At 36.7% G+C, this 15904-nt stretch carries 18 protein-coding genes and 1 pseudogene; 8 read left to right on the top strand and 11 right to left on the bottom strand.

Translation table 11 applies throughout. The features are described from left to right. Positions 1-80: 80 nt before the first annotated feature. Positions 81-287: a hypothetical protein gene (locus ACGLXV_RS00220; protein ID WP_119707922.1), complete on the top strand. Its 207-nt coding sequence runs from the start codon at positions 81-83 to the stop codon at positions 285-287. Positions 288-422: 135 nt separating this feature from the next. Further along, positions 423-854, top strand: coding sequence for a DUF2383 domain-containing protein (locus ACGLXV_RS00215; protein WP_391556997.1), 432 nt, complete (start codon positions 423-425; stop codon positions 852-854). A gap of 78 nt (positions 855-932) precedes the next feature. On the opposite strand, the pseudogene ACGLXV_RS00210 reads toward ACGLXV_RS00215, so the two are convergent. Then, positions 933-1235 (bottom strand): annotated as a pseudogene (locus ACGLXV_RS00210) (cation diffusion facilitator family transporter); the annotation flags it as partial. A 59-nt stretch (positions 1236-1294) separates the two neighbouring features. Between ACGLXV_RS00210 and ACGLXV_RS00205 the strand changes: the two are divergent. From ACGLXV_RS00205 to ACGLXV_RS00195, 3 genes are all read left to right on the top strand, one after another. Beyond that, complete coding sequence (locus ACGLXV_RS00205) at positions 1295-1426, top strand: hypothetical protein (RefSeq protein ID WP_391556996.1); 132 nt, start codon at positions 1295-1297, stop codon at positions 1424-1426. A gap of 100 nt (positions 1427-1526) precedes the next feature. Then, positions 1527-1658: a hypothetical protein gene (locus ACGLXV_RS00200; protein ID WP_391556995.1), complete on the top strand. Its 132-nt coding sequence runs from the start codon at positions 1527-1529 to the stop codon at positions 1656-1658. Positions 1659-2163: 505 nt separating this feature from the next. Continuing rightward, positions 2164-2565 carry a sporulation protein gene (locus tag ACGLXV_RS00195; protein ID WP_391556994.1) on the top strand — a complete coding sequence of 134 codons (402 nt, stop codon included), beginning with the start codon at positions 2164-2166 and terminating at the stop codon, positions 2563-2565. Between the two features lie 25 nt (positions 2566-2590). Here the strand turns inward: ACGLXV_RS00195 and ACGLXV_RS00190 are convergent, their stop codons facing one another. The 4 genes from ACGLXV_RS00190 to ACGLXV_RS00175 form a co-directional block, all read right to left on the bottom strand. Next, entirely contained in the window at positions 2591-2719 is a 129-nt protein-coding gene (locus ACGLXV_RS00190) for a hypothetical protein (protein WP_276131208.1), read from the bottom strand. Between the two features lie 125 nt (positions 2720-2844). After that, on the bottom strand, positions 2845-3267 hold the full coding sequence (locus tag ACGLXV_RS00185) for a hypothetical protein (RefSeq protein ID WP_391556993.1): 423 nt from the start codon (positions 3265-3267) through the stop codon (positions 2845-2847). Positions 3268-3313: 46 nt separating this feature from the next. Then, positions 3314-3973 (bottom strand): YesK family protein, encoded by a 660-nt coding sequence (locus ACGLXV_RS00180; RefSeq protein WP_391556992.1) that lies wholly within the window; start codon positions 3971-3973, stop codon positions 3314-3316. Positions 3974-4137: 164 nt separating this feature from the next. Continuing rightward, positions 4138-5121 (bottom strand): ketoacyl-ACP synthase III, encoded by a 984-nt coding sequence (locus ACGLXV_RS00175; RefSeq protein WP_391556991.1) that lies wholly within the window; start codon positions 5119-5121, stop codon positions 4138-4140. Between the two features lie 186 nt (positions 5122-5307). On the opposite strand from ACGLXV_RS00175, the gene map reads away from it, so the two are divergent. Continuing rightward, positions 5308-6051 (top strand): type I methionyl aminopeptidase, encoded by a 744-nt coding sequence (map, locus tag ACGLXV_RS00170; RefSeq protein WP_391556990.1) that lies wholly within the window; start codon positions 5308-5310, stop codon positions 6049-6051. Between the two features lie 64 nt (positions 6052-6115). Here the strand turns inward: map and ACGLXV_RS00165 are convergent, their stop codons facing one another. The 6 genes from ACGLXV_RS00165 to ACGLXV_RS00140 all read right to left on the bottom strand — a co-directional run bounded on the left by ACGLXV_RS00165 (position 6116) and on the right by ACGLXV_RS00140 (position 13758). Next, positions 6116-7084, bottom strand: a complete 969-nt coding sequence (locus tag ACGLXV_RS00165) for a carbohydrate kinase family protein (RefSeq protein WP_391556989.1) — start codon at positions 7082-7084, stop codon at positions 6116-6118. A gap of 14 nt (positions 7085-7098) precedes the next feature. Next, positions 7099-8577: a glycoside hydrolase family 32 protein gene (locus ACGLXV_RS00160; protein WP_391556988.1), complete on the bottom strand. Its 1479-nt coding sequence runs from the start codon at positions 8575-8577 to the stop codon at positions 7099-7101. Positions 8578-8644: 67 nt separating this feature from the next. Further along, positions 8645-10093, bottom strand: a complete 1449-nt coding sequence (locus tag ACGLXV_RS00155; protein WP_391556987.1) for a sucrose-specific PTS transporter subunit IIBC — start codon at positions 10091-10093, stop codon at positions 8645-8647. A 141-nt stretch (positions 10094-10234) separates the two neighbouring features. Next, positions 10235-11230: a LacI family DNA-binding transcriptional regulator gene (locus ACGLXV_RS00150; RefSeq protein ID WP_391556986.1), complete on the bottom strand. Its 996-nt coding sequence runs from the start codon at positions 11228-11230 to the stop codon at positions 10235-10237. 155 nt (positions 11231-11385) lie between these two features. Beyond that, complete coding sequence (locus ACGLXV_RS00145) at positions 11386-11895, bottom strand: CPBP family intramembrane glutamic endopeptidase (protein WP_391556985.1); 510 nt, start codon at positions 11893-11895, stop codon at positions 11386-11388. A gap of 408 nt (positions 11896-12303) precedes the next feature. Then, positions 12304-13758, bottom strand: coding sequence for a glycoside hydrolase family 1 protein (locus tag ACGLXV_RS00140; protein WP_119707913.1), 1455 nt, complete (start codon positions 13756-13758; stop codon positions 12304-12306). 204 nt (positions 13759-13962) lie between these two features. Here ACGLXV_RS00140 and ACGLXV_RS00135 point away from each other — a divergent pair, with 204 nt between their 5' ends. Both ACGLXV_RS00135 and ACGLXV_RS00130 read left to right on the top strand, forming a co-directional pair. Next, positions 13963-14685 (top strand): MurR/RpiR family transcriptional regulator, encoded by a 723-nt coding sequence (locus ACGLXV_RS00135; protein WP_119707912.1) that lies wholly within the window; start codon positions 13963-13965, stop codon positions 14683-14685. A gap of 463 nt (positions 14686-15148) precedes the next feature. Further along, a complete protein-coding gene (locus tag ACGLXV_RS00130; protein ID WP_119707911.1) occupies positions 15149-15754 on the top strand; it encodes a LysE family translocator in 606 nt (201 codons plus the stop codon). Positions 15755-15904 lie beyond the last annotated feature (150 nt).

Below are 15904 nucleotides of genomic sequence, written 5' to 3'. Positions count from 1 at the left end.
TTCAAGTTAATAAAATATTATGACCTGTCATATAATGGACAACCCGTTAATAGGTATTTATTATCTTGGAGGTGGTTTGAGTGAACGAAAATAAAAAATTAGCCATTGAGCTTGCAAAAGCATTAATTCAAAATAACCATGTGAAGCCACGATTCAGTCACACAAGAAACAATGACATCGGAGATGAAAACTCAATTGAATACCTAATTGGGGATTCTCGCTATTCGTTTATAGACATTGTCTCCCATTATTTGGACAATATTGAGCGCATTAAGAAGTGGAACTAGTTGCCCCGCTTCCTTACTAAAATATATTCTATAAAAGCACACAAATTCATTAAAGAGGATAAGTTATCCTTTTTTAGTAAAAAAACGAATATTTCAAAAGGAACTCCTAAAAATAGAATGAAAGGATGTGCTTTTATGAAAAATGAGACAGTTATTGCAGAACTAAATGCCCTTCTAAAGGGTACTTACATGGGGATCCGCTCGATGGAGCACTATATTGAAAAAGTCGCTGATGAGGAACTAAGAAGACATTTTCAGTCAATGCAACAGGAAACAAAGCACAATGCCCAAATACTTGCCGAACGGATTCAAAATTTAAGTGGTGTACCAGCTGATAGCGAAGGGATAACAGGAGCCATGCAAGGTTATTTACATCGGATGATGCTCTCAGAGGATCCTAAAGATATCCTTGAGGATGCCTTAAAAGGTGTAGATGATTACGGTGTACACTATTCAGAAGAACTTGTAAGAGGAGATTTAGATCCTGAAAGCAGACAAATCGTTGAAGAAGTCATTGATACAAATCGAAGACATGCTGACTTTTTAAGACAATTACTACAGCAGTAGACCATCTGAATCAGGAGATGGTCTTTTTTTTTAACAAGAGTATCCTTCACTCGTAATTTGATATCATCTGCCACAGCTTTCATAAAACACTAAAACGTGTAGGTGGAGCGGCTCTTCCGACATTTTTAAAGGAACCGGTGACAATTTCAAATCCTTTAGAGTTCGCTCTTGCCTCTACATTTATTTCTTTCATTGCATTGACTAAAATTGCCCCATCAATAAGAAGATTTAGGATTAATACAAATACATTGATCCATAGCCCTCCCTGGGATTCGGCAGGATGTTGAATTAAATGCCTTCCTTCTAAAATCGTTTCATACGCCATAATCGTCACACAATAACTGCAACCATACAAAAAATATTGATCCCACGTCCAAACCCCTTGAATACTTATATCTCCATTAACTTCATCACCTGGAGTATATGGACGGTATGTATGGATGGAAGTAGATTGCCGTAATGGCTTCCATGAGATTGAAGCCAAACGTGAGTTCTTCTTGGAAGAGGCAATCTTACTTGATGAACAAAAACTCACAAATAGTCTTAAACAGTACTTGACTGAAAGCAAGTGAACGTCCTCATTCTTATACTCAACCATTTTCCTTTTCAACCCCTGGTGGATATAGTCCACGTTCGTATAATCCAATGGGAGGGATGATCGGAGGTTTAGCTATGGGAGTACTTGGAGGTCTTCTTTTAAGCGAAATGATGGGAAGTGCAGTAGAGGCCATGGGCTTTGACGATGAAATGGAGGAAGTTGAGGATTTTGATCTTGGAGATATCTTTGGAGGAGACGAAGACTAAATAAATCCTATTGACGTGAATTAAGTTGATATATTATTATATTTTATACAGTCCTTCGAGTTACGACTGTACAATAAGTTATATACTCCAAAGGGGAGTAGCTAACAGTTATGTCGACATTACGTGATTTCAATCACCGGCTTAACTGGCAACGTATTTGTTGTTTGCGAGACCTTTGCCATTCGGTAAAGGAAATATATGAAACCCAGCCTTTATCATTTATGGTAGAGGCTTTTTATTTATTTATAAGGAGGAGAATGACCATCTAAACGCATCACTATCACCTATTATTTACTTTATAAAAGAGGAGAAGATAGTTTAGTTGGACAGTGATTCACACAGGCGTATCTTTATTTGTTAACACTATTTATTACATTAAAACTCTATGTACTTTCAATATTGACCTTAGAAACATATTCGCCACCTAGATTCATAGCTTTACAATCTAATACTGAAAATATAAACACTCAAATAATTAGTTTATCCATAAAATGGAGGGTATCAATTGTTTAATATATTTACTACGCTACTAAAAGCCGGTTCACCTACTGTTGACCTTAAAATTAATCAGCCATTTGCTCAAATCGGCGAGACGATAACTGGTTGTTTTTATCTCCATGGAGGCCGTAAAACTCAAAAAATTAAGAGGCTTGAATGTAGTTTAGTTAAAGAATACGAAGATGGAAGCTTCGATACGGTTGAAGAAGTAACAACCATTTTAATGTCGAAGCAACTAAGTGAAAAGGAAACGCTCGAATTCCCTTTCACTTTTGTGATAACTGATAAATTCCAACCAACCACAAACAATATTACCTATCGATTTCATACAAATCTTGTCTACTCAGATAACCTTTCAAGTAAAGATCATGATGAACTGGTTATTCTTACTTCAGAAGTAGATGATTAATTAAAATAGGGAGGCAATTGCCTCCCTACGTATTTTTTCTGCCTTTTGCAGAATTTTCTTTTGCATGTGCTTCGTGTTCAGCAACGATAGCTTCAGCAGGAATATGGTTATTTTTTTTCGGACGATTCGCTTGTGCACGATGTTTTTTTCCCATGATGATCCCTCCATGCTATATTTTAATTTTATTAAGCATGTGCTTAAATAGGATTGGAAATCCTACAACATATCTTCCCTCAATAAAAATAAAGCATTCATGTAAATTACATAGGAATAAATATCTCATTCATTGCCTGAGATCATATTAAACGCTACTTCTTTTCCATCACTATAAGCTTTCAAATACTCATATTTTTTATTAATATTTACTTTATACAATAACTCATGGTCTAGATCATGATTGGTATAATCAGTGGTAGTTTCTGTGTTATAAATAATCTGTAGTGTATCTCCATTTTCTTCGACATCGAAATCAGTAATATAGACCGCAGCCTCACCCTGTTTTACATTGGCACTATTCAAATACACATAAACTCCCTTTTCGGAATCGAAGTAAACATTTACTCCATTTTCATCCTCGAGATCACTAATAAAAGATTGGATCTCTTGCTTCACATCTTTTTTTTCGACTTGAGAATTAGATAGACTCGAGCTACAGCCGGATAGTAAACCTGATAATGTTAGTATCAATACGATCTTTTTCATGTATACCCCCTTTTTCATCAATCTTAAAGAGTGCGTAAATCAAGATTTACTCGGAAACTTCCTCATACAGTGTTCCATTCGTATCCATAATGACAATCTCAGATTGTACTCGGTTAAGACCAATACCGATAACAGGGTTCTTCTCTTCAGATTGGTTATAGTAGGATCTTATCTTAATTAACGTGGTATGACCTTGTTCCTCTACATCCAAAACCTCTATATCGTTACCTTTCATTTTACCACCAAGAGACAACACAATCCCTTTATTTCCTTCTAAAATGGTAAAAACTTTATAGCCCGTAATTGATAAATCGTTCTGAACTCTTTCTTCATATAAACTGATTGCATCCCCAGAAGAATAGCTTGATTTTTTAATGACCCAGTAGTCTACTTTATTTATAAATGTAAATCCAAAATATAAGACAACAAATAACAGTACACAGGTGTAAACAGATTTTTTCCATAATGAGCTTTTGCCGAAAAATGAAAACAAAAAAGATGTAGATAATATCCCCACGCCTAGTACCCCATACGGCATACCTTCAAATCCTCCAATCAGGAAGATACTTCCCAACAATGTCAAAAAACCAACTATTATTAAGATTAGTACCCTTTTCATATTTTCTATATTCTTCGAAAATAAAAATGTAAGAGCGTAAGTTCCTAGTCCTGTCAACAATCCAATTAGATAAGTATTTACAAACATTCCCCTTCCTCCTGTTCTCTCCCTTATATGTAAAATAATAACATAACCCGCTAAAGGAGGGTAACATTTTTCACTATTTGAAACAATTTTCTCATTTGTATATGTACATTTTACAATAGAACAAAGGACGTTAACCTCAAGATTAACGTCCTTCCTAAAACCTGTTAAATCGTCCACTCCAATAACACCCCGGCGTGAGTTAGTCCTCCACCGAAGCCGTATAATAAAATTTTATCTCCACGTTTTATTTTCCCCTCCGTTACCCCTTTATCCAATGCAAGAGGGATTGTTGCTGCAGAGGTATTCCCGTATTCCACTAAGCTTTTTAGTGTTTTTTCTATCGGAAATTGGCTTCTTTCACAAATGGACTCAATGATTCTAAGATTCGCACTGTGTGGTACAAACCAATCAATTTCTTGTAAGCTTATGTCTGTCTTTTCTAGTACGGACAACATCCCTTTTGGAACCGTATTAACAGCCCATTTATATACTTCTCGCCCATTTTGTGTAATGTTTCCTGTTGCCGTTAGGCTTTCTCCGTTTATACTCTCAGATAAATCTGTACAGTATAAGTTCTTCCCAAGTTCCCCTTGTGAACCTAAATGTGAGGAGAGGAAACTTGGACTATCTTCATTATATTCCACAAGAACTGCTCCCCCACCATCACCAAATAATACGCAAGTCGTTCTATCAGTAAAATCAGTTATTTTTGACATCGTTTCTGCACCAATAACCAAAACCTTTTTATTCAAACCAGCAGTAACTAAACCATTGGCAACGTGTAAACCATAGGTAAACCCTGCGCATGCCGCATTCAGATCAATCGCTCCGGTATGAGGAATTCCGAGCTTAGCTTGGACTAATGCAGCAACACTTGGAGTTTTGAAATCTGGTGTCATGGTACATACAATAATCATATCTACATCATGAACAGTCTTGTTATTTTTTTCGATTAAATTCTCTACCGCTTTTACACAAATATCACTTGTAAACTCTTGTTGGCTTGCTATTCTTCTTTCCTTTATACCAGTGCGTTTGATGATCCATTCATTGTTTGTGTCAACCATCCGCTCTAAATCTTCATTTGTTAGTATTTTCTCTGGTACATACGAACCTACGGCAGTGATTTGTGCTCTCGAGTCGTTCATTCCTTCACCTCATTAATAGATATACATTCATTATAACTAACTAATAGTATCTGGTGCTAACTTTATGTAATTTTAGAGAACTTTTTTCACCATTCTTTCTTGATTAGTAAAAGTGGATTTTCCCGCGAGAAAAGGGTATTCTAGAACAATCGAACTTTTATTTAATTTTATTGAAGGGGATTTATTATGATTGCAAAAACAGAAGAAGATATTAAGGGATTGAAGGAAATCGGGAGAATCGTTTCCTTGATCCGTGAGGAATTGGTGCAAAAGACGGTTCCAGGGATTACTACACAAGAGCTTGATGATATGGCTGGTATTCTTTTTGAAGAGAACGGAGCAATTTCTGCACCTAAGGGTGAATATAATTTTCCTGGCTACACTTGCATAAGTGTGAATGAAGAAGTGGCACATGGAATTCCTGGAAAGCGTGTGATACAAGAAGGAGATATTGTTAACATTGATGTGTCCGGCTCTAAAAATGGCTATTTCGCCGATACAGGTATTTCCTTTGTTGTTGGTGAGGGAGACCCTATTCTTACGAAGATTTGCGAAACAGCAAAAGAAGCATTCGAAATGGGATTGAAGAAAGCAAAACCTGGCTCAAAGAAGAGTGGACTCGGAAAAGCTGTAATGGCTGTAGCCAGAAAGAATGGATTAACGGTTATTAAAAATCTAACTGGTCATGGCATCGGACGGAGAATTCATGAAGCCCCTGATCATATTTATAATTACAATGAAACCTGGGATGATGAACTGTTAAAAGATGGTATGGTCATCGCTTTTGAACCATTCATCTCCACACAAGAAGAGGAAGTGTTCCAAAACGAAGGTGATGACTGGACATACGTCACAGAAAAAAGCTTTGTTGCTCAATGTGAACATACCATCATTCTTACTAAGAATGGACCGATCGTGATTACTCGATAAATTGATATTTCAATCACAATTACGAAAAGGAACTTGCTATTTTCACACAGCAAGTTCCTTTTCGCTATTTATTGATCAATTTATTAATATCCTCTACTGTAGGAAGAGCAGAAATCGCTCCCTTTCCTTCTGTAGTTAATGCCCCACTTGCATTCGCGAATGTAAGAAATTCCTCCGCTTTTGTCTCTAGTAGTTGTTCTAATTCTTCAATACTGGCGTTATTTTCTAAAAGCTTGTATAAGAAGCCACCAATAAAAGCATCTCCAGCACCTGTTGTATCTTGTACATTTGCCTTAAAACCATGAGATTCGTACTTTTTACCATTTACATAAAGTTCTGCACCACTGGCTCCTTTGGTATAAATGATTGCTTTTACCTCTCCTTGAAATAGAGAAGAAATGGCTGTTTCTTCGTCAGCTAACCCAGTAATAAATTCGAGCTCTTCATCCGAAATTTTGACGATATGAGCCTCTGGAATAAATGCCAGAATGGTATTTTTGCATTCTTCTGCATCCTTCCAGAGGGGTAGTCTTACATTGGGATCAAAACTAACAAGGCCGCCTTTTGCTTTCATCGCTCGAATCGCTTTCGTATGCGCCTGCTTCATTGGGCTTTCAACTAAGTCAACCGAACAAAAGTGGAGAATGTCTCCCTTATTAAACCACTCTTCATCAATTTCTGCTTCATCTAACAGTAAATCAGCTGATGGATTACGGTAAAAAGAAAAATCTCTCTCTCCGTCTAGTCGAAGAGAAACAAAGGCAAGACCTGTATTGGCCTCTGTCGTCCTGCTGACCTTATCTGTCTCTACGCCGGCTTCTTCCAACTTTTCTACTAAAAAATCACCGAACGCATCTACTCCAAGCTTAGTAATCATAGAAGAGGATCCACCATATTTGGCAACCGCTGCCGCTACGTTAGCTGGAGCTCCTCCTGGTGCACGTTCAAAAGAAATAACATCCTTTAATGCTTTTCCTTTTTCCAAAGGGATAAAATCAATTAATACTTCTCCGATAGAAAATAACTTCCCCATTTCCCTACCTCTTTCTACTGATTTGTTTGTAATTCCCATTTCTTTGCCTGAAAAGAAACCTTCCCTCCTGTAGCAAAAAAGCGGATTCCTTCACTCTCTCGGCTAGGAAAGATTCTACTGGTAAAAACTTCTTCTCCATCATTAACAAAAATCTCAACTGAGGACACATCAACAAAAATCTGAAGCTTAACTTTCTTGCTGTCCATCGTACATTTTCTCACTGTCCCATAAGACGTGGCAAAGGATGTTCCAGAATGTGTCCGATCGAGGACTAGCTTCTTTTCTATCGTATCATAAGTAATGATTGTTTTTTCATTTTTTCCTGTTCGAAATTCAATCCCAAAGGTTTTTGCATCTTGGTTTTGAAATTCAGTAATTAGCTCATAAGTCGTGCCGGTGAACCCAGCGTAGGATTTACCTTCATCGTGAAGATTATCCTCTATACTTTTTTCATTTTTTCTTAACCCTTGTAATTCTTTTACTGGATTTTGAAGTAGTTTCCCATTTTTTTCGGTTAGCTCTCTTGGTAAGGATAGACAATGAGCCCAACCATGTGAATCCGTAGGATAGTCGATTTCCGGAAGACCAACCCATCCAACTAAGATACGTCTCCCCTTATGATCCTCCATCGTTTGTGGTGCGTAGAAATCAAAGCCACGATCCAGTTCTTGAAACTCTCCGTGGGAAAATAAACCATTCTCCACATCAAGTTGATTTCCTATCAAGTATCCAGATTGGTAAATATTTTGATATAAATCACCATTTGGAGCAATTCCTTGTGGTGAAAAAACTAGAATTCCCTGATCACCCAGTTCAAAATAATCGGGACATTCCCACATATAACCGAATTGAGGAAGCTCTGTTTTCATTTCACCTTTAAAGGACCAACTCAATAAATCATTTGATTGATAAAGGACTATACACCCAGTTTCATTTGTTCTTTGAGCTCCAATCACCATAAAAAACTGATTGTCTTTTTTCCATATTTTCGGATCACGAAAATGATCGGTATATCCTTCTGGTACCTCAGAGAGAACCGGAGGGAGCTTTGTTATTTCTCCATCATGATTCATCACGGCTAAACATTGATATGGATTCCTTCCCCAATCATTATCACGTGTGTTTCCTGTATAAAGTAAATATAACTTCCCCTCATGTTCGATGGCACTCCCTGAGTAAGCACCATGACTATCAAAATAGTCACCTGGCTTGATCCCAATTCCTGCATCTTCCCAGTTCACCAAGTCCTTTGATTTCACATGATACCAATATTTCAACCCGTGAACCGGTCCTAAAGGGAACCATTGATAAAATAAATGATATTCACCGTTAAAGTAGGAAAAACCGTTTGGGTCGTTTAATAATCCTGTATTCGGTTGTATATGAAAAGTTTGTCGCCAGACTGAATTATTCACTCTTTGTTCCAATTCAAGTACTTCTTCCTGGCTTGCTTCTTCCAACGTTCGATATCTTCGTTCTTTTGTCCATTCCATGTTAGTCTTCTCCTTATGCAAACAGAGGGGAATCAAAATCGCGATTCTCCCTCCTCATTTTTCAGTCTTAAGCTGCTTTAAGCCCGTTTTTCTCTTTTTCTTTCTTTTCCTCACGCTTCCCTAATACATAGGTCACAGCAAAGGCTACTGAAAAGGCAATTGCCATACCGATTATATAAGAGATAATGGATCCCGGCTTAATAGAGATAATCCCAGGAAGTCCCGCCGCACCAAGAGCAACAGCTTTTACTTTAAATAGCGTCACAAACGCTGCTCCTACAGCTGATCCGATAATGGCACCGATAAATGGAAAACGCAGCTTTAAATTCACTCCGAACATAGCAGGCTCCGTAATACCGAGTAACGCTGAGATACCTGCTGCTGAAGCAACACCTTTTGTCTTGGCATTTTTCGTAATTAAAAGGACCGCCAGTGTTGATGCACCTTGTGCAATATTTGACATGGCAGCAATAACGAAGATAAAAGAACCGCCTGTTTTAGCCATATCTGCTAGCAGTTGCGTTTCTACTGCAATAAAGCTGTGGTGCATACCTGTGATAACAATTGGCGCATAAAGAAGTCCAAAGATTGCTCCCCCGATAAAACCAGTCGTGTCATACAACCAAATTAAGCCGTCAGTTAGTAAGTTCCCTGCCGAACGAGTTATAGGGCCAACTGCTGTGAATGTTAAAAGACCTGTAACAAATATAGTTAATAATGGCGTTAATAAGTTATCTAATGCAGATGGAATCACTTTGCGTAAACCGTTTTCAATTTTTGCTAAAATAAACGATGCTGCAAGAACTGGTAGAACACTACCCTGATATCCGACCTTTTCGATTTCTAAGCCAAGAATGTTCCAAACCGGAATCGTTCCATTTAACAAAGCATCTCCATAACCATACCCATTCAATAAGTCTGGGTGAACCATCAGCATTCCAAGAGCTGCCCCTAAATACTGATTGCCGCCAAAACGTTTTGTGGCTGAAAATCCAATTAAAATTGGTAAGAAAACAAATGCAGCATTCGCAAACGTATTAATAAGTGCAGCTAAATCAGCAAGTTCAGGCTTTGCTTCAACAAGCGATTTTCCAGCGATAAATAAATCTTGAGCCGTTAATAGATTGTTAATCCCCATCAATAAACCACCAGCTACAATCGCTGGGATAATAGGTACAAAGATATCCGAAAGCATCTTTACAAAACGTTGAAGCGGATTCATTTTCTTTGATCCAGCATCCTTTACGTCGCTCGTAGACATTTCTTCTATATTTGTTAATCTAGTAAACTCTTTATATACTTCATTTACCGTTCCGGAACCAAGGATAATCTGATACTGACCTCCAGTTGAGAACGTTCCCTTTACTACATCCATTTCTTCAAGAACATTTGTATCTACTAAGCTTTCATCCTCTAATACTAGTCGAAGTCTTGTTGCACAATGTGCAGCAGCTGAAACATTTTCCTTGCCGCCAATAGCTTTAAGAATTTCCTCAGCAATTAATGAATAATTCATTGGTATTTCCTCCTTATTCTATTGTGGAACCGATTCCAAATTTGATTAAAAAAAATTTAAGTGGTGGAACCGGTTCCTTTTTTTAATATTATTTCACCGGTTCCTAGGTGTTTATTTTTGGAACCGGTTCCGATAAGTTGATTATAATTCATGTTTTATGAAACTGTCAACGCTTCCACGAGAAATTAATTCAAAATTTGTGTATGTGATTTTTTCTATTTGTTCCCCTTCAATCAATTTAAGCATTTTTTGTGCAGCTATTTTCCCCGCATTTTTAAATTCGTATTTGACAGTCGTGAGGCTTGGATGAATGTACTCTGTTACCTCATATCCACCAAACCCCGTAACAGATAAATCCTTTGGAATATCTAATCCCTTTATAAAGGCTGCTTTACAAGCACCTAGGGCAATATTATCTGTCGCACAGACGATGATCGATGGTTGAAAATCTTCAATAATACATGTCGCTTGCTCGAGAGCCTCACCCATCCCAAACCCTGTTTCATAATATTTAACCTCGCACCCTTCAATACCTGAAACTGCATCTTTGAAGCCATCTCTCCGTTGTACACCTACAGAAATATCTTTTGGTGTTACACCTAAATAAGCTATTTTTCTATGACCTTTCTCTAAAACATGTTTCCCTATTGCTTTTGCTGCTTCGTAATCTTGATGGATAATACTATAAACTTCTTGATGCTGTTGGCCTACGAGAAGGACCGGTATATCAATTTTTTCAAAAGCTTCTAGATGCTTATCGGTTATTTTAGTCGCCAACAAAATAATTCCTGCTACCTTTTGTCTTGCAAAACTGTAAAGACTCTCTATTTCTCTTTCTTCATCTTGACTTGTATTCGAGATGACCATTTGGCATCCAGCTTCTCTGAGTTGTTCATCAATCCCAATAAGTGTTCTTGCAGAAGCAAAAGAATCTAACCGCGGAACAACGGTTCCAATAATACTCGTCTTCTTTGCTTTTAAACTTTGAGCAAACGTATTCGGAACATACCCCGTCTCGTTTATCACTCTCTCTATTTTCAGTTTTGTCGCATCTCCAATCGACCCACCGTTCAAGTAACGCGAAACGGTACTCTTCGCCACACCAGCGATACGAGCAATATCTGCAATTGTTGTCATATTGTCACTCCGTTATAAATTCTTCTATGTAATTATCCTCTTAAGCCGGTAATATTTCAAATTTAGAGCAGGTACTAGTGGAATCGTTGCACTAAATACTTGTATAGGACATGTGATAAATTTCTGGTCCAATTATTTCTTTGCTTGAGTTCTAATTATAGAATAAAGCCACTAAGCACCATACCTATATTAATCACGATATGAAAAATAATAGATGGGTAAATGCTATTTGTTTTTAAGACCATCACTCCATAGAAAAGCCCTCCTACAGAAAAAAAGAGACAAAGAATAAATGGAATGCCTATAATAAGATGCAACAATCCAAAGCCAATACTTGTGACAGCAAGTGCGTAAGATACCGAAACAAATTTAACTAAGCTTGATAATAACATCCCCCGCCAGATCAGTTCCTCAAGTGTAGCGTTAATGAGTGAAAATAAGACACAAAATACGATAAATGAGTTGGTTATAAAAAGTTCTTGTTGTAAAACAAATGGTAGAAAAGCTGCTCCGGAAGAAACAATCACAATGATCATTAAATTGGACAACTTTATGGAGTGAAAAGGTAATTCAATCACGGTACTCCAGCGGGGCATTTGATGATAAAAAAAGATTTTCTTATCACTTACTCGATGAGAAATGTATAATCCCGCTACAATAATCAAAAGCAAACATCTGTTTAAAAGAATCTTCGTCTCTCTTGGAAAATTATATTGTCCTATCACGATATTCATTATCTGATAAATTATTAAACTAACAAGGAAATAGATAAAAAGCGAGCATACAAACCGAGAGTTTCTGAGTTTTATATAAAGAAATAAAAATACAATTAGTATCGAAATCGACCCAAACCACATTTTATAGGAGATTACACAAATCCCCATCAAAAACAAAATAGCCATTAGAATATTTTTCTGCCCTAAAAGAATCGTCATAACCACTCCTACTTTTTATTAATATAATACCATTTAATTCCTTTTATAGGTAAAAAAGTTCCGAGCACACGCGAAACTACATCACCAAAAAAGACATCCCAGTAAATGAGATGTCTTCCTGATAATACTAGCTTCTATTTATAGTTCTTCCCCATTGGAAGCAATAACATTTTTATACCAATCGAACGATTTCTTCTTGCTTCTTGCTAATGTTCCATTGCCGTAATCGTCTTGGTCTACGTAGATGAATCCATAACGTTTAGACATTTCTGACGTACCGGCACTGATTAAATCAATGCAGCCCCAGCTTGTGTAACCAATTAGATCTACGCCCTCTTTGATTGCTTCTTTCATTTGCTCAATATGAGCACGCATATAATCAATACGGTAATCATCGTTGATAGAACCATCTTCTTCTACTTTATCGTAAGCGCCAAGACCATTCTCAACAATAAATAAAGGTACCTGGTAGCGATCGTACATTTTCTTTAATGTAATACGCAAGCCCTTTGGATCGATCTGCCATCCCCAATCCGATGACTCTAAGTAAGGATTTTTTACTCCGCTAAAGAAGTTTCCTTTTTCCTTTTTCTTACCTGGTGCCCCACTAGCAACCATAGACATATAGTAGCTGAATGATAGGAAGTCTACTGTATGTTGTAATAAAATTTCTTCGTCTCCAGGAAGCATGTTAATTTTAATATCATTTTCTTCAAAATAGCTCAACATATAGCTTGGATAATATCCACGAACTTGAACATCAGTGAAGAATAAGTTCATTTGATCTTCTTTTTGTGCTTCTAATACATCATCTGGACTACATGTTTCAGGATATACTTCCATACGAGCTAACATACATCCAATCATAGCATCAGGAATAATTTCATGACATGCTTTAACTGCTCTTGCGCTAGCAACAAATTGATGATGAAGAGCTTGATATACCGTTTGTTCCTTATGCTCCACTTCGTCAATTAAAATTCCGCTTCCGATATACGGAGAAAGTGTAGAAATATTGATTTCATTAAAAGTTAACCAGTATTTTACTTTTCCTTTATAACGATTGAACACTGTTTCTGCATAATGAACAAAGAACTCAACTACACGACGATCTGCCCAACCATTGTAATTTTGTACTAAGCTGAGTGGAATTTCGTAATGTGATAAAGTCACAAGTGGCTCAATTCCATACTTTAATAACTCATCAAATACTTTGTCATAGAAAGCTAGTCCTTCTTCATTTGGCTCTCTATCATCACCGTTTGGAAATATACGAGGCCAAGAGATGGACATACGGAATGTTTTAAAGCCCATTTCTGCAAACAAAGCAATATCTTCTTTGTAACGATGGTAGAAGTCGATTCCACGACGTTTTGGGAAGTTATCTCCGCCTTTACCTGCTAAAAGATCTTCTAGTTCCTTTTTGCTTTTCACGTCCATCTCGATTTCATTTCCACGTTCTTCTTTTGGAACAAATTGAACCATGTCAAAGATCGATAATCCTTTACCACCTTCGTTATATGCACCTTCTAATTGGTTTGCAGCCGTAGCTCCACCCCATAAAAACCCTTCTGGGAATTGATTGTTTTTCATGATTGTTCCTCCTAGCCTGTTCTCTAAAATGTTATTAGTTAGTCTATAGGAATATAGTAATTTTAATTCGTGTGATAGTAAATATTTGTGGAGTATCTAGTTTTTAATAACAGAGGTTGTTATACGTTACAAAGTTGTAACACTATGTTACATTAGTAAAAGTATGATTAAAGAGCAGCGATTTCTAAGGAGAGGTTCCCTTTTATGTTTACAAACGAGGTCATTAAATCATTCAATGAATTAGAAACATCTATATATAATTATGTTTGCCAAAATGGTGAGAAAGTTGCCTATATGAGAATACGTGAATTAGCCGATGAAACACATGTTTCCACAGCGACCATATTACGTTTTTGCCGTAAACTTAATTGCGAAGGTTTTTCAGAGTTTAAAGTTAAGCTTAAAATGCATCTAGGCGAAGAGAAAAAAACAACACTAAAATATTCAGACCATTCAGTAGTTGAGTTTTTCGAGCGAACATTAAATGGAGATTTAGAAGTTAAAATTAAAGAGGCTGCAAAACTGATTGCAGAAGCCGATCATGTTATTTTTATCGGGAGCGGCAGCTCAGGTATTGTTGCTGAATACGGAGCCAGATATTTCTCTAGTTTGGGGAAATTCTCACTTTATATAAAGGATCCTTTCTTACAGCTTCACTCCAAACACCACGATAAAAGCGTGACGATCGCATTATCGGTGTCGGGTGAAAACTTTTTTACGATAGAACACTTGAACCAACTGAAGCAAGAAAAAAGTACCATTATTAGCATTACAAATAATACACGTTCAACGATAGCCAAAATATCTGATGTAAACATTGCATATTACGTGACGGAAGAAATTTATGAAAAAGCCAATATTACCACTCAAGTGCCCGTCGTGTATATTTTAGAATCTCTCGCACGTGAAGTACATAGACAAAGTTAAACCATTATTAAGATTTGGTTTACATCCACCCCTATGCAGCCGTTTCAGGAACGCCTTTTACTGACTTTCGGTCTTCACTTACCTTATGAAGGTCGTTTCAAACTGACTTTTTTCAACTTTTGATCTTCATTATTCTTATGAAGATCATTTCTCTCCGCTCTTTATCAACTTTTGATCTTCATTAGCCCTATGAAGATCACTCCTCTCCATTCTTTATCGACTTTTGATCTTCATCAGCCCTATGAAGATCATTTCTCTCCGCTCTTTATCAACTTTTAATCTTCATCACCTTTTTTCTTATTTAAATTCTCATTACCAAAAATCTTTTCCCTTAAATCAACAAAGTCATAAAAACTAGTCATTCTTTAGTTTGGTAGACTGCTAATACATTAGTAGAGTCTCTTGAGAGATTTTCTTTTTCTATGTTTTAATATGTAAAAAAGAAAATCGAAGGAGTAGTACGATGTTTTTCTATATTTGCATGTCATTATCTATCATTCTAATACCTGGTCCCGATATGATCTTTGTTCTTACACAAAGTATTTCATCAGGTATAAAAGCAGGAGTCCGTACAATTTTAGGTTCCTTAACGGGAACATTTATTCATACCTTACTTGCTGCGTTTGGCTTGTCGATTATCGTTCAAAAATCACCCTTTGTTTTTGAGGTAATTAAATATGGCGGAGCCGTTTATTTACTATTCTTAGCTATTCAATCTTTTCGTGAAAAAAGTGAATCTACTCAATTAGAACCTGATAGTGCTCAGTCAAAGGGCTTTTTTAGAAAAGGTTTTATAACGAATATTGCTAATCCAAAAATGCCTATTTTCTTTTTAACCTTTTTACCACAGTTTGTACATGTAGGTACGGGAGATGAATCGTTTCAAATCTTTTTCTTAGGGATCATCTTCATCATAGAAACCTTTATTGTCTTTTTTATTGTTTCATTATTCTCTTCACGTTTAAGAGACAAATTGAGTGGAAATGCTTTGGTATCTAACATTATTAATTACTTTAAGGGAACTATTTTTGCTGGGTTGGGGATAAAATTGCTTCTTTTAAGTAGGTAGAGAAGAACTTACGGGGTGTTAAGGAGACGGAACACCCCGTTTGCTTTCTTCTGGAAGAGTACCCAATATCGAGATTACCGAACCAATTGCTTGAATCCAACTTCCAGTAAAGATAATTACATCACCAGGCGAATCAGAATCAGAATCAGA

It is taken from the genome of Robertmurraya sp., from assembly GCF_036676585.1.
Taxonomy (GTDB): Bacteria; Bacillota; Bacilli; order Bacillales; family Cytobacillaceae; genus Robertmurraya_A.
Note: the sequence above shows the minus strand (reverse complement) of the source record. Positions and strands in the feature narration are given on the sequence as shown.